This is a genomic window from Methylobacterium phyllostachyos (assembly GCF_900103445.1).
Taxonomy (GTDB): domain Bacteria; phylum Pseudomonadota; class Alphaproteobacteria; order Rhizobiales; family Beijerinckiaceae; genus Methylobacterium; species Methylobacterium phyllostachyos.
The window spans coordinates 14259-28905 of sequence record NZ_FNHS01000017.1 but is presented as its reverse complement, the minus strand read 5'-3'; the positions used below and the strand labels follow the sequence as shown (position 1 = coordinate 28905).

The following is a 14647-nucleotide window of genomic DNA, read 5'->3' as shown; positions in this document are numbered from 1 at the left end:
GCGTGGACGCTTGGCGCGGCATCCGGGTCATTGCGCGACGCGTACACGCTGAAGCTGCCGCACGGGCCGTCGATGGGACAGGAGCAGCTCTCGTCGCAGCGGCTCTGCAGATCGCGGACCTTGAAGTCGATACGCTCGAACCCGGAACGGTGTACGGCCCCGAAGTCATTGGGGTGCTGGAGCGAGGTGACGGGTTCATTCGTCTTGCAGGGCACCTGGAGGCGGGCGAGCGGACGATCGTCACAGCGCACGAGATCGGGCACTTCTATCTACACGACGAGCGCCAATCGCTCGTGCGCTCGACCGAGCCAGGTTTCGGGGGACAGGTTTTCGAGATAGGTGCAGAGCGGGTCGTTGCCTATTCACCGCGCGAGCGGCGGGAGACGCAAGCCGACGTCTTCGCGCAGGAATTCTTACTTCCGGCCGACCTACTGCGGCAACGCTTGGTCCATGACCGGCAGAAGCCGTCTGAGATCGCGGCGGTGGTAGGGCTTCCGCTCTCGTTCGTCACGATGCAGGCGATCCGGGCTCTCCTGCTGCCTCCGCTTCCCGAACCGAGCGCGGTAAAGGAGCCGCCTCCAGTCATTCCGCTCGATCCCGAGCAACGGGCTGCCGCGGAGTGGGACGAGCGCCCGCTTATTCTCGATGCCGGGCCCGGCACGGGCAAAACCCGTACGCTCGTGGGGCGAATCGAGTACCTCCTGGGGACCGGCGTTCAGCCTTGGGAGATCCTCGCACTCACGTTCTCGAACCAGTCCGCCGCGGAGATGCGAGAGCGCATCGCACTGCTGGACGAAGGCGCAGCCGCGCAGATGTGGATCGGCACCTTCCATGCGTTCGGCCTGGAGCTTCTGCGTTTGTACGCGGCGCAGGCGGGGCTGAAGGGCAACTTCGATGTGTTCGACGAGGCGCGTTGTCTCGGCCTGCTCGAAGATGTCCTGCCCCATCTGAAACTTCGCCACTTTCAGAATCTCTGGGATCCGACGCTGGAGCTCCGCCCGATCCTGCGAGCGATCTCGCGGGCAAAGGACGAGATGGTCGGCCCGGCCGAATACCTGGCGGCTGCGCAGGAGGCGCTCGCTGCTGGCGGCCCTCCAGAGGTGGTGGAAGCCGCCGAGAAGGCTGTCGAGGTCGGCGGCGTCTACACGGTGTATCAAGACGCGCTGGATGCCATGGGCGCTGTCGATTTTGGCGATCTCGTCGGCAAGGCAGCGCGGTTGCTAACCGACCAAGCGGGTGTGCGGGCCACGGTCAGAGATCGCCATCGCTGGATCCTCATCGACGAGTATCAGGATGTGAACGCGGCGAGCACCGCCTTGCTCGACCAAATCGCGGATGACGGACGGCGCGTTTGGGCGGTGGCGGATCCCCGGCAATCGATCTACCGATTCCGTGGCGCAGCTCCGGCCAATGCGTCCGGCTTTGCGGCTCGGTATCGGGATGGGCAAAGCCGGTCGCTGACGACGAATTACCGGTCCGGTGAGGCGGTCGTAAAACTGTTCGAGCAGTATGGCGGCAAGATCGCCGCGGCTCCGAAGCCGGCGGTGGTATGGCATCCCCATCGTGGCACGGTGGGATACGTGGACCACCTACAAGCGGATGACCTCCGATCGGAGGCTGGCGCTATACGCGATCAGATCGCGCGTTTCGCATCCGAGGGAATCCCGCCTGATCGCCAAGCCATCCTCGCACGAACGCACCTGTGCCTGGCCCGTTTCGGTCGGTTGCTTCAGGAGCTCGACGTTCCGATCCTGTACCTCGGCGATCTGTTCGAGCGACCCGAGATCCGGGATCTGCTCTCGATCGTTTCACTCGGGGCCGATAGAGACGCGGCGGGGCTGATCCGCGTCGCACAATTTCCGGAATACGGCGCGACACGTCGTGACGCGCTCCTGGCGATCCGCGAGGCCGAAGCAACGGGCGAGGACATCCTCGCCGTCTGCGCACGCCCGGGATCAATCGATGGACTGACGGAGGTTGGACGGGAGGGCCTGCTTCGTCTGGCCGGTCATCTCACCGGAGTGACACGGGGTACGACGCCTTGGCGGATGCTCGCGGATTATCTGTTTGAGGCCAGCGGGTACCTCCGGCGCTTCGTCGATGATCCGGGCGTACGCTCCCAGCAATGCCTGATCGCCATCTACCAGCTTTTGAAATTCGCTCGTGAGCAAGCTGTGGCAAGCGGCGGCCGAGGAAGCCGGCACGCGTTTCTCGAGCGCATCCGTCGGCTCGAGCGCCTCGACGACGATCGCGCGTTCCGGGTCGTGCCGCCGGAGGCCGATGGCATTCCCGCCGTGCGGATGATGACCGTGCACGCTGCCAAAGGCCTGGAGTTCCCGGCCGTGCACTTACCCCAGGTGGCGAGCCGGTACGTGCCAGGCAAACGCCAGAGCGTGCGCTGTCCGGCCCCGCGGGGGATCGAGCGGCTCGCCATACCGCCGAGCGATCACGACGCCGAGGAGCAATGCCTCTTCTTCGTCGCCCTCTCACGATCGCGAGACGTTCTCTCGATCAGCAGCGCGAAACGCTACACCGCGAAGGCGACCTGCAACCCGTCGAAGTTCCTCAAAGACCTCGGGATACGCCTACCGAAAGCGCGCGTCGCTCCGACCCTAGCCTTAAGCGCCCGGCCGCCGGAAATCGTGACCGTCGTACCCCCAAACGTCCACGATGCCCGCGATCTGCTGATTTGGACGAAATGCCCGGCCCGCTACCGCTACGAAGTCGTCGACGACCTCGGTGACCGAAGTGCGGCCAGCGCCTACCTCGCGTTTCACCGTTGCGTGCGCGCGACCATGGCGTGGATCTCTGACCAGCGCACTGCAGGTCTCCCGGTTACCACGATCGCAGCGCGCGACCATCTGGCCACACTCTGGGTCGAACGGGGGCCGATCGATCACGGCTTCGAGCCTGTCTACCGAAGTGCGGCCGACACCATGGTCGAAAACGCCGTCACGTTGTTGGACGAGGACGGCGCGATCGTCGATCGCCACCTGCATGTCACCATCGCCGAGGGGCATATCGGCGTCCGCGCCGACCGTATCGTGGAAAAGCTCGACGGGACGATCGTCGCTCAGATCTACCGGACCGGTCGCAAATCAAAGAGCGAGGATGAAAAGGCCATCTGGGAACTGCTCGGCGAGGCAATGCGCCAAACGTACCCCGGGCGGACGGTCGTCCTGCAGGCGGTCTATCCCGCCACCCCTGAGGCGGTGAACATCGATCCCGATCAGGGCGGCGCGGGTCTGACCGAGTACGCCGATGCCATCGCCGGGATCGAGGCCGGCCACTTCCCGACGAAACCGTCGAGCGATTGTCCGACCTGCCGGTTCTATTTCATCTGCACCGCCGAAGATTCTTTTTAGTCGCCCTACCGATTCGCCGACCTCGGCTGCGCTGGAGAGGTCAGAAGGGCAGCCACGCGGCTGTCCACCCAGGGCGAGCGCACGATGCACGAGCATCATGAACACGGTGGGGACCGAATCACGGTCCAGATCTACGACGACACCCTGAAGGCCACGGACGTCCACCTGACCGATCCGGTGCCGACCGGACGGCAGATCATCAAAGCGGCGGGCAAACATCCGATCGACGATCATGCCGTCCTCGCGTGGATGCCGGACAACGTGCTGCGGCCGCTGCATCTCGATGAGACCTTCGATCTGGGCCACCACGGGGTCGAGCGGTTCCTCGTGGCCCCGAGCGATACCCTCTACCGCTTCTTCATCGACGGGCAGGACCAGGAGTGGCCGGTCCGTGGCATCACCGGCGTCGTCCTCAAGACGCTGGCCGGGGTCGACCCCGCGGCCTTCGACGTATTCCTCGTCTTGCCGGGGGAAGACGACATCCGCGTCGAGGATCACCAACTGTTCGACCTCGCTCGCAAGGGGGTCGAACACTTCCAGACCGTGGAACGGAAGGCCCCCACCGAGCACGGCATCACGCTCAAGATCGTCGTCAACGGCACCGAGACAGAGCTCAAGGTGCATGCGGACACGCCGCTGACGCAGGTCCGCACCGAAGCACTGCAGAAGTCGGGGAACGTCGGCCGCCCGGAAGACGAGTGGCAGCTCAAGGACGAGCACGGCAACGCATACGACCTGACGAAGACCGTCGCCGGCGTCGGACTGCACGACGGGGATCTCGTGTGGCTCAGCCTGAACGCGGGGGTGGCCGGTGTCTGAGTTGCAGACGGTCGATCCCGAGGTGTCCCGCGCGAAGTTCGCGCGGGAGGTCGCCGATTATCGAGCCCTGGAGGAAACCTACCGCAAGCGCGGCCAGATTTTGCTCGAAGCGACCTTCCCGCAGGTGTGCGTGATGTTCGCTGCCCCTAAGCTGCGCCCGTCACCGATCCTCGCGTGCGTCGTCGTCGATTTCACCGATTACGACGTGCAGCCTCTCTCGGTCCGCTTCGTCGACCCTTTCACCCGAGAGCCCGTCAAGGCGAAGGATCTGCCACTCCCGATGCTGCGGCGGCCACCGGTACCGCCCGGCATGCCGATGGAGGTGTACCTGCAGATGATGCAGCAGGGCATGCTTCAAATGAACAATCTCCTTCAGACCCATGGGCCTGAGGAACCGCCGTTCCTGTGTCTGCCACGCGTCCGGGAATACCACGACAACCCCGCACACACCGGTGATTCATGGTTTCTGCACCGTCGTTCTGGCGAAGGCTCCTTGGCCTTCATCCTCGACACGATCTGGAGCCACGGGATCAACCCGATCGAGAACTATCAGATGGCGGCTCAAGCGCCGACGATCGCAATCGCTTTCGACATCGAGCGCGTGCCGCTTTGAGCGGCCTCGCAGCAGTTCGATCCGTGACGATCCCCCGGGCGTGCACCGACCAAGCACAGCAGCACATGCGATCCGTCGGCCGCGACGGGCATGAGGGGTTGGCGCTCTGGGTCGGACGTCAGGACGGCGAGCGGTTCCAAGTCGGGCAGACCTGGATCCCGGCGCAGAGACACATCCGCACCGATGACGGCGTCTGCGTGTGCATCGGGGCGGATGAACTCCACCGCATCAACGTCCGGCTTCACCGCGAGAAGCTGACGCTTCTCGGACAAATCCACAGCCACCCGGGCCGGGCATACCACTCCGGCACGGACGACGCCTACGCGATCGCGACCGCGGTCGGCAGCCTGTCGCTCGTCGTGCCCGACTACGCGGTTCGTCCGTTCAAGCTCGCCGACGTCGCCGCCTACCGCCTCGACGCCCGAGCGCGATGGGCACGCGTGCCCGGCAGTGCACTGACGCAACTCATCACGGTTACGGATTGAGCATGGCCCTCGCGAATTTCTTCGACCGCGTCGCCACCGCCGCGTCTCAGGTGCTCGCAGGATTCGGCATGGCCGCTTTCTCTGAGCGGTTGCAAGCGCAGGCCATCGGCATCGCCTTTGATGGGGAGGCGGCCGGCACAGCGGAAGGCGCGGCGCTGCTGGACCTGACGGTCCGCCTACTCGCCCGCCTCTACCCGAGGCTGGTGATCCATGGCTTAGACGATCAGGCCGCCACGCACGCGGCTGAGCTGACGAGCTTAGCCCGATCGATCAATCCGGCCATCCACTTGGAGGACGACCCCAATCGCGTGACGATCGCGATCTGCGTCGGCCGGGCGATCCCCGACATCGCAGGCACGAAACTCTTCGCCGGATCGGACGGCTGGACAGCGCGCTTTTCCTCCTCGAATCCGATTGGGTGTGGGGCGAGCGCCAACCCGTTCGGCGCAGGCGCGGCAGCCTGCATCGCCGTCGCCAACGTGTTCCGCGCCGTGTTCGCGGACCAGATCCCGGGCGGCAGCCTCGATGCAGAGATCACGCTCGATCTACGGAGCTATCGCTCGAACCCCACTGCTGCCACCGAGGGTGAGATCGGCCCGGTCGACCTCGGGGAAACCCACTTGGTCGGACTCGGGGCCATCGGAAACGGTGGCGTTTGGGCGCTCTCTCGGCTGACCTCGCTGACAGGGACCTTGCATCTGATCGATCACGAGTCCGTCGACCTGTCGAACCTGCAGCGCTACGCACTGATGGGACAGGCCGACGTCGATACCGAGAAGGTGGCCGTCGCCGCGTCCCTGCTCGGCGGGACTGGTCTGAACGTCGTACCCCACCGCACCACGTGGGGAGCCTACCTGGCCAGTCGCGATGACTGGCACCTCGAACGTGTCGCCGTCGCACTGGATACGGCGCGCGATCGCATCGCGGTTCAGGGTGCCCTCCCCCGGTGGATCGTCAACGCCTGGACCCAGGAGGGCGACCTGGGCGTCTCCCGACACGGCTTTGCGGATGGTCGTGCGTGTTTGGCGTGCCTTTACCTGCCGGCTGGCGAGGTCAAGGACGAGGACGATCGCATCGCTGAGGAGTTGGGATTGCCCGAGGCGCAGCCGGAGGTCCGGCGGATGCTGCAAACCTCCGAGCCCGTCAGTATCGCGTTCGTCGAGCGTATCGCGACCGCACTCGGCATACCATTCGACGCTTTGCGCCCCTTTGCCGAGCAGCCGCTACGGAGCTTCTATCAGAGCACCGTCTGTGGTGGCGTCGTGTTTCGGTTGACCGATGGTGGGCGACCGATCGGCACCACGGTACCGATGGCGTTCCAATCCGCGCTCGCCGGCATCTTGCTGGCCGCCGACCTCGTCAAACACGCTAAGGGTGAACTCGGGATGGTCACGACCACGACACGTTTCAATCTCTTGCGTCCGCTCGGGACCCACTTCAATGATCCCCATGCGCGGGATGCGACCGGTCGCTGTATTTGCGGAGATCGTGATTACACCAGGATCTACAACGCAAAGTACGCGGACCGTGCTCCGGCGACGATGTAGGTCGACGTCACGGCGGTTGACATGCCTTATAGGGGCGCTGGTCCGCTATACCCCGGCCAGCGCCTCCCTGAAGAGATGGCAGCATGACTTTTGCCGCCATCGGCAGTTTCAAAAATTCCCATCAGGGAAGGCTGCACTACGCGTTTTGGATGGGCGGAGGCGGAGCCTGCCATAGCTGAGCAGCGATCTTAAACAGGGATGCGCCACGGGCCGTGATCGTCTCCTCGTTCCACTCGGCGTGATCGTGCAACTCCCGGTTCAGCACGAGCGCTGACTGCGCCCGGATCTCAGGCATTTTCACCGAAAACGCACCGTTCGAAGCGGTCGCGTTCAAACTGCGGGTGAGGAGCGTGAGGTTACCCAGGGTGTCGACCTTGCTCACTCGGACAGCTTGCCGAGCCAGGTACTCGCTGCTCGGCGCAGTCTCGTCCTCGTGACTGAAGCCCGGGATCGGCCAATGCGTCCGCCACTTTTGCGGCATGATGTGCTCGAGCGTGAGATCGGACTTGATCGCAACGATCTCGTCGTTGTTAGCGCGCTTGCGAGCCTCGATGCGCTCGAACAGGTACCGCAGTCGCCCCTGGCGGGCGGGCTTGTACTGGGTGCGCGAGCGCCAAGCGTCACCGAACTCGGCGTCGTTGGGCCAACGCACCGTGTCCAGCTTGCCGGCGGCCAGCCCGTCTTGCAACGTCGCCAGCAGCGCTGGACGCTCGGCCGCTTTCAAGCCCGCGATGAGATCTGTGAAGGTCTTGTTGTACCCTGCAGTCGGCAGCCCGCAGATATCCCGGCGCACAATGAACGCCTCGATGATCGCTAGCGCCGCGCCCAACTCGTCCGGATTCTCGATTGTTGTGCCGAGGTACAGTACCAGCGGCGTCGCCGTAGACACGTCGAACGCACGTGAGAACCGACCGAAGCGACCGAGCACGTCGGCCTCGTCGCAACCCGCCAAGCGACGGAACACGGCGGCGCTCGCCGCGATCGCTCGGAGTTCTGCTTCAACGTCACCCCCGAACGGTGCCGCGTCGATGATCCAACGCCGGTAGCCTTCGAAGAGCGTCTCTACCGAGACGAGCTCGGCCTTCATCATCGCGAGATGGTCGGATAGCAGCCAGTCGAGACGCGGACGGTTCAAGCGACCCCGCGTATCGCCCTCACGCCAGAACCATGCGTCGAGGGGTAGCCAGTACCGCCGGTACAAGCCGTCGACGATCAGAGTGCCATCCTCAAAACCGAGACCGGTCGCCCTCTGAAAGATGAAGTTGCGCATCAGATCGCCGGCGGAGAGATCGACGCCGCGGCTGTTCAGGGTCTCGAAGATCGTCTGCGGATCATCCCCGCCTTCGAGTTCGATCGCGACGACCGCGAGACCGGTCTTCAAGGCCTCGAACAGCTTCTCAAGCTTGAACGCATCGTAGACCCCGCCGGGAGAGATGTAGGCCTCGATCTTCGCGACGAAGTAGGCATGGGCGGCGGTCGCCGGGCGCACCACCCCCTCCTCGGTCTCGGTCACGTCGGCCTCCGGCAACACCGCGTCCGGATCGACGGCGGTGGCGAAAGCCCGTCGATCCGAAAGCGTCGGCCAAAGCTTGAAGCGCTCGACTTGCGGGTTCTCCATGACGCCGTCGTTCAAAAGGTACTTGCCAGCTTCCGTCGCGTACTCCGGCGAATGGATGCGCGCCACATCACGGAGCGCGATCATCAGCAGCTGGAACGTGGACAGGCGCTGCTGCCCGTCAATGACTTCGTAGGACGGGACCTGCCGCCCGTATGTCTTCACCTGCGCAATCACCATCGCACCCATGAAGTGGGGCGCGCCTGTGACACCCCCCTTCTCCAAACGCGTCGTCTCGCGGGCGATATCGTGCCACAGCAGTTCCAGCTGCGGCGAAACCTTCCAGGCATACTGACGCTGATAGAGCGGAATGAGATAGCGCCGCTTGCCGTCGAACAACTCGATGATCGTCCGCGTGAACGGCTTCATGAAAATCCCCGTGCAGCCGCGCGCGTGGTTCGTCCGATCGACGAGGGCTCGGTCTACGTCGGCCGATGATAGCCAGACGCAAGCCTGCCGGCCACGTGGTCAGCAAGCTCGCTTGACGATCCGGCCCGGGTGTTGCCCGCTCGCAATTGCGTGATCACGGCCGTCGCCTGAAACTTCAGGTCGTCGTCAGGCGCACCCGTCACCCGCATGAGGTGGCACTTCGCTGCCACACAGGGATCCGGTGAGTGACAGTTGTCTGGGACGGCATCACAGCACGGCAGGGTCTCCACGAGGACCATGCTGCTCGCCGGCACGCCCTTGCCGATGCCGCAAAGAGCTATCAGGAAGCCGAGCGCCTGGTTCACAAGCAGCTGCGGCCGTACCACGTTGCCCTGAAGGTCACCGGACCAGACGGTACGCCGCACAGCGCGACCGAGTGGTTTCGGATCGATGCCGATGCCGTCGCGGATGCTATGACCGCAGCGCTCGGCCAGAAGGTACGGACGATCGCCGCCTGAGCGAGCGTGGCGAGGGAGGCTCAGGGCAGGAGGTAGCCAATCTCCGCTCCTGGCCTCCCCGCAACATAGACACCGGTCACGCACTTCACCTGGGCGGATGAGGCATCCTCCCGAGCCAGGCACCGGCCTTGGCATACTTGTGGAGCTGGTTGTCAGCCGCTCCACCCGCCTCAGCAATCTACTCCTCGGTTCGCTGCCACAGGGCGTCGAACCGAGGCGGCTGGGCGAGAACGGAGCCACCAATCTTAGCGTACCTTCACTTGCCGCTGGCAGAGGCGGACCCATCGTCCGCTTAACCGCGACCGAAAACTGATCGCTTGCGATGCGGCGTCGAATGCGACCTCGGTCGCGTCGGTCTGGTTGGCCGTCGTGTCCTCAGGGAGTGGCGCAACCGAGCACACCTTGGACCGAACCGTTTTCACGATGGTGCCACCCTGGATCACATCGACCCGCACGGGACAGATCGCAGGCTCGGCCACCGCATTGCGATCGTTGGCTCCCATCGTGCAGATGCCGCCGGCAAAGGCGACGCTTACGAGGTAAGTCGTGCCTGCGTCCTCGAAGCGTGCGGCATGGACTTGATAGAACGGCTTGCCAGCCAATTCACGCTGCCAGAGCGGCAGCGCAACTGCGTCGAGCGGACCGGGATGGCGTGGATCGGAGTACGACAGCCGCTGCCACGATGACCCTGCCTGAACCGGGCCGACGATACCGGCAACACCGAAGGCTGTTAAGCCCGCAAGACCGAACAGGACCCTCGCTCGGGCCGTGCCAATCTTTCGTATGAACGACCTATGGAAGTCGCCATCCAATACGTCAGGGTGCATCACCAGTCTCCCTTGGCCTTGAGCGGCGCGATGTAGAGTTCGTCGATGACCCGCTGCGAGAACCACGCGGGCGTCAGGATCTGCTGGTATGCGAGGCAAAGGCTCGGCAGCCACGCCGCGAACGTCAGCGCCACATCGCCGTCGTCGGTCGGTTGCGACGCCTCGTCCTGCGGGCGCGACAGCTTGGAAGCGAGGCGATTACGAAGCGGCGCGTCGCTTCCGATCAGCGCCTGGATGGCCTCGGCCCGCGACACTGCAATAGCCGCGAGCGCCTCGGTATCTACCGAAACGATGGCTTCGGCGTGAGGTGTGAAAGGAAGGCCATAGCCACTCCCATTGAGGATATGTCGACCAACGTTCAGGGGGATCTGGAAAGCCGCGCGGGTGGTGATCGAGTTCATATCGGCTTTGAGCGCGGTCATGCCCGGTTCGGGATCGCCATCCTTGGCCCAGCGATCGAACCGTGGCGTCGGCGTCGCGAACAGCGACCGGCTCGCGCTTTCATAGACGGCGAGATGGACGGCACGCGCCGCTGCAACATACCGGATGAGATTGTCGGTCCCGCCGAGCAGCGTCGCGGCGAGCGAGAGGTTGCGTTCCGCGTCCCAGCGGCCGCCGCGTTCGTGCGCGTATACCTGCGCGCCGATGAACTGCCCGACTTGATCGCGCATGGAGCCGAAGAACTCCGTCTCGAGGCCCATCATCGCTCGGACACGCCGCGCCTCAATCGGCCGCTCCCGAGTCTCAAGCCAAGCCGCGAGATTTCCGAAGGCAGCGGTGTCCATGGACGCGTTGATCGCCGCCGGAGCGCACCCTTCGGTGACAGCGCGCCGGACGACCTCTGGAATGGCGACGCCTCCTTGAGGCTTTGCCATTGAGCCTGGCGTCTCCGCGTGCGTCGGGGCGACCGCCGTAGTGAAAGCAATTATCGCAGCAACGGCGTTCGCACCGAACTTCGACGTCGGTCGGGATAACTGCCGGACTGATCGGCTCGCTGCCAGGACGGAATGTGAACGTCCGATCATCGCAAAGCGTCCTGTCTCAGGAAGGCGGCCTTGGCATCGCCGCAGGCGGCGACCTCGAGGAGGCCGGTAGTGCCGTCCAGGATCAGCGCACTGGCGGTGTACGGGGCATCGGCGGCGATCCCGATGAGGGTGCCGGCGGCCATGTTCGCCAGCGACGCTAGCGCGGCCTGCGATCCCTGTGTCACGCACGCGATCGTAGCCAGCGGCCCATCCAGGCCGGGCAGATCCTCCAGCGCCGTAACCCGCCAGACCGGGACGCCGTCGGCCCGGGACTCAGGTTCCAGCGTGCCGTCCAGCGCCGGTTCCGTGCTGCCCAGAGGAGTAATCTGCATCGTCGTGCGGGTCTGAAACCCCCAGGACGTCGAACGCCGGAAGCGGATCTGATAGCCATTGGCGGCCGCAGCGGCGACCACCGCGCGAGGCTTGAGCGAGACCGCGCGGCCGTCAGGCGAGCTCGTGGCGAGCCGCCCTAGCCCGAGCACGTCGGCGATATGGGCCTCAGCGAGCGCGGCCTCGACGCGCCGGGCCAGAAAACGCCCTTCCTGCGCACGGCAGGCGGCGGCGACAGCCGTGCGCAGATCCGTCCCACCCGCTGGCAGCGATCGCCCGGGCATACTGAGGTAGGGCGCGCAACGCCCCCGCGCCGAGGTTAGTGCGACGTCGGTCAGACCGGCGCGAGCGTAGGCATCCGCGACCTCTGACAGCGCACTTTCCCAGGCCGCCTCCCGCCACGGCCGGACGACGGTGGCCGCGCGCGCCCTCAACCCGGACTCAACCTCTCCACGGTCACGATCATTCGGATCTGTCGCACCCTGGATCTCCTCCGCCGAGGGCTCAAACCAGCCGTTCTGTTCCAGGCCCGCGAGCGTCCGGGGAGACCGCTCAAACCGCGCAGTGATCATCGCAGCCCGCGCCGCAATCGCTTTCGCAGTCAAAGCCTCCACTTCGCGTCGGCAGGTCGTTTGAAGCGGATCGACCAGGTCTGCGTCGAACTTGACCCCTGTACGGAACCAGCGTCCCAGGATCGCAGAACACCGTGCGTTGACTGAGAGGATCGGACCCCGCTCGACATCGACCGCCGCGACGGCTGACCGAATCGCCGTCGTGATCGTCGGCTGCTGGCGCAGCAACCATGCCTTGGCTTCCCGGCGGCAGACCCCGCCGATAGTGCGCGCGAAACGGCGCGGCGCGTCCGCTGCGATGCCACCGTTCAAGGGATCGGACGCGGCCAGATCCCGCAAGGCGTCGTCTCCCGGATACCAAGGCCCAAGCAGATCGCGGCATTGCGCGGCATCGGTCTGAAGGCTGCCCTCACCGAAAGCTTTCCTAGCGAAGATCGTGTGCAGCTCGTCGGTAACTGCTGGCTCGGCCTTCCTGAGGCGCTGATCCAGCGCTCGGGTATAGGTGGCTGCGACGTCCTCCCGTCCGACGTAGCCCGACGTTCCGACGAGGCGGCCGGGATACTCGGTCGATAGGCTGGGCATGGTGGCGAGCCGGACGTCCATGCCGTCCGCCCGCTCCCGGACCAGCCGCGCATAGAGGGCCGGGGCAGCATGGTCGCGGCAGTAGGCGTCGAGATTGACTTGAAGCTGTGTCAGCCCCTCCCCGCGTTCGCGGGCCATGATCCAGGAGCACTGCGCTGTCGCCGGCCCCGCCACTTCCAAGGAGGGTACGACGGCTAGACGGGCGTCGAGCTGACGCTTGAGGTCCTCCTGTACAGAAAGACCGTGCTGGCGCAGTTGCTGGACGGCGGGCGCGATGTCGATGTCGTACACCATCGGGTGCTGGGAACGGACGGCGACACCGATCTGGTACCAGCGATACCGCAGCGCAGTGTCGAGGGTGACCGGAGCCGCCAAGGCCTCGGTCGTATAGGCCTTCACCCAGTCGGGCACGTCGGCCGACGCGCCGTGCCCGACTGAGACGAGCGCGAGGGCTATGGCCATAGATTGGGGGAGACGCCGCAGCATCTGATCAACCCTCAGTTTGACACGACAGGATCGGAATGTTCGTCGCATCACGGCATGGAGCGCGCCGCGTCTCGAACAGCCCAAATCTAAAGCTTGACCGTTGACGCGGGCCTAAAACATCGCGTCCGTTTCACCTGATCTCCGGATGTTGCGCCCCGGATTGCGGACGTTCCATCCCGGTGGGGTCGCAGATTCGGGGAAATGGTCCGATGCTTCCCCGCGAGCCCCCGAACAACGCGGGCTCGATCGGCGCGTGAACCGGGTGCCTCAGAAGGCGTTTTGCGGTGTGATCGAGGTTCGAGGAAGCCGCGAGGTGAGGGACGGACCGTCCCCTGAAGAACCTTCTAGCGGATTTTGCGTCCTTTCTGGAGGACGAAATGTCTTAAAAGCGCTGGTCTTACCGACGGTACGCATACCAACATTCCCAGAGGACGCTAGTTACAGAGGTCTCAAGCCAGAGCGTGGCGGGCCACCTCTAGCCCCTTAAGCTTCGCGCTCGCCTATGATCGTCGACTATCAGTTCCAGCATATCTCCGATGACGAGAAACGGCGTCGCGCCTGGATCGAGAGTCTTTCGTCGTTCTTCATCACGACGATCGAGGCCGATGCGATCGTGCCGCCGACAGCGTTCCATCGCTATCACCACATGAACCAGCTCGTCTTCGGCGAGATCGATGCGTCGGCTCAGACGATCGAGCGTACGCCAGCGATGGTCGCGGCACAGAACCTGGATCACGTGGTTCTGAGGCTCTACACGTCTGGGCGAACCAATATCTCGGTGTCGGGCAGCCCCTCGGAAATCACCCAGCCTTCGTTCGTGACGTTCGACCTGTCCCAGCCCATCCTCTCGGAAACGAAAGGCATGACCGGGCTCAACCTCGCGATCCCCCGTCGCTTGCTGGAAGGACGGGTCGGCGACGTCTCGGCGTGGCACGGACAGATCGTCCCCTCGGTATCGAGCCCCATCACCAAGCTGTTGGCCGATCACTTCGCCAACCTCGTGCAATCCGTACGCGTCGCCACTCCCGCCCAGGCGAGCCACGTCGTGTCGGCGACGATCGCCCTGTGCAACGCGATGTTCCTCTCGGAGACCGACAGCGCCTACAATCAAGCGGCCGTCACGGGCATCGCCATCCGCCAGTTCATCGAGGAAAATCTCGCGACGATCGACGCCGAACTGTTGATGGCGCGCTTTGCCCTCTCGCGGACGCCGCTCTACAAACTGTTTGACGCCGATGGCGGGGTTTACACCTACATCCGCGAACGCAGGCTGGCGCGAGCCATGCAAATCCTGACGCGATCCTCGTCCGAACGCCGCCCGCCGATCCGCCGTCTCGCCTTCGACTGCGGCTTTGAAAACGAACAAGTCTTCAGCCGCGCATTTCGCCGAAAGTACGGGCTCAATCCGAGTGAGGTCGATGCCGAGCGACGCCCTGACGTCGCGACCGAGCACACGTCGCTACTCCTCTCTTGGATGAAAGACCTCTAGCGTCA

Annotated in this window: 11 protein-coding genes; 7 read left to right on the top strand and 4 right to left on the bottom strand. The window is 64.7% G+C overall.

The genetic code is table 11. The features are described 5' to 3' along the window. The first annotated feature begins 2 nt into the window (after positions 1–2). From BLQ49_RS23580 to BLQ49_RS23560, 5 genes are all read left to right on the top strand, one after another. Positions 3–3365, top strand: a complete 3363-nt coding sequence (locus tag BLQ49_RS23580; RefSeq protein ID WP_091720535.1) for an ATP-dependent helicase — start codon at positions 3–5, stop codon at positions 3363–3365. A gap of 84 nt (positions 3366–3449) precedes the next feature. Continuing rightward, complete coding sequence (locus BLQ49_RS23575; protein WP_091720533.1) at positions 3450–4184, top strand: multiubiquitin domain-containing protein; 735 nt, start codon at positions 3450–3452, stop codon at positions 4182–4184. Continuing rightward, positions 4177–4797, top strand: coding sequence for a putative metal-binding protein (locus tag BLQ49_RS23570; protein ID WP_091720530.1), 621 nt, complete (start codon positions 4177–4179; stop codon positions 4795–4797). Before BLQ49_RS23575 ends, BLQ49_RS23570 begins: the two co-directional genes overlap by 8 nt. Positions 4798–4862: 65 nt before the next feature. Beyond that, positions 4863–5282 carry a Mov34/MPN/PAD-1 family protein gene (locus tag BLQ49_RS23565; protein WP_244507738.1) on the top strand — a complete coding sequence of 140 codons (420 nt, stop codon included), beginning with the start codon at positions 4863–4865 and terminating at the stop codon, positions 5280–5282. 2 nt (positions 5283–5284) lie between these two features. Beyond that, a complete protein-coding gene (locus BLQ49_RS23560) occupies positions 5285–6829 on the top strand; it encodes an E2 ligase fold family C protein (protein WP_091720525.1) in 1545 nt (514 codons plus the stop codon). A 136-nt stretch (positions 6830–6965) separates the two neighbouring features. On the opposite strand, the gene BLQ49_RS23555 is transcribed toward BLQ49_RS23560, so the two are convergent. Then, entirely contained in the window at positions 6966–8813 is a 1848-nt protein-coding gene (locus tag BLQ49_RS23555; protein WP_091720523.1) for a DUF262 domain-containing protein, read from the bottom strand. Positions 8814–9058: 245 nt separating this feature from the next. On the opposite strand from BLQ49_RS23555, the gene BLQ49_RS23550 reads away from it, so the two are divergent. Further along, on the top strand, positions 9059–9331 hold the full coding sequence (locus BLQ49_RS23550) for a GIY-YIG nuclease family protein (protein WP_091720520.1): 273 nt from the start codon (positions 9059–9061) through the stop codon (positions 9329–9331). Positions 9332–9576: 245 nt separating this feature from the next. On the opposite strand, the gene BLQ49_RS29190 is transcribed toward BLQ49_RS23550, so the two are convergent. The 3 genes from BLQ49_RS29190 to BLQ49_RS23535 form a co-directional block, all read right to left on the bottom strand. Beyond that, a complete protein-coding gene (locus BLQ49_RS29190) occupies positions 9577–10158 on the bottom strand; it encodes a hypothetical protein (RefSeq protein WP_143012307.1) in 582 nt (193 codons plus the stop codon). Then, positions 10158–10943, bottom strand: a complete 786-nt coding sequence (locus BLQ49_RS23540; RefSeq protein WP_143012306.1) for a hypothetical protein — start codon at positions 10941–10943, stop codon at positions 10158–10160. The genes BLQ49_RS29190 and BLQ49_RS23540 overlap by 1 nt, the downstream gene beginning before the upstream one ends. A gap of 236 nt (positions 10944–11179) precedes the next feature. Continuing rightward, entirely contained in the window at positions 11180–13129 is a 1950-nt protein-coding gene (locus BLQ49_RS23535; protein WP_143012305.1) for a hypothetical protein, read from the bottom strand. A 526-nt stretch (positions 13130–13655) separates the two neighbouring features. Here BLQ49_RS23535 and BLQ49_RS23530 point away from each other — a divergent pair. Beyond that, positions 13656–14642 carry an AraC family transcriptional regulator gene (locus BLQ49_RS23530; RefSeq protein ID WP_091720509.1) on the top strand — a complete coding sequence of 329 codons (987 nt, stop codon included), beginning with the start codon at positions 13656–13658 and terminating at the stop codon, positions 14640–14642. The last annotated feature ends 5 nt before the right edge of the window (positions 14643–14647 follow it).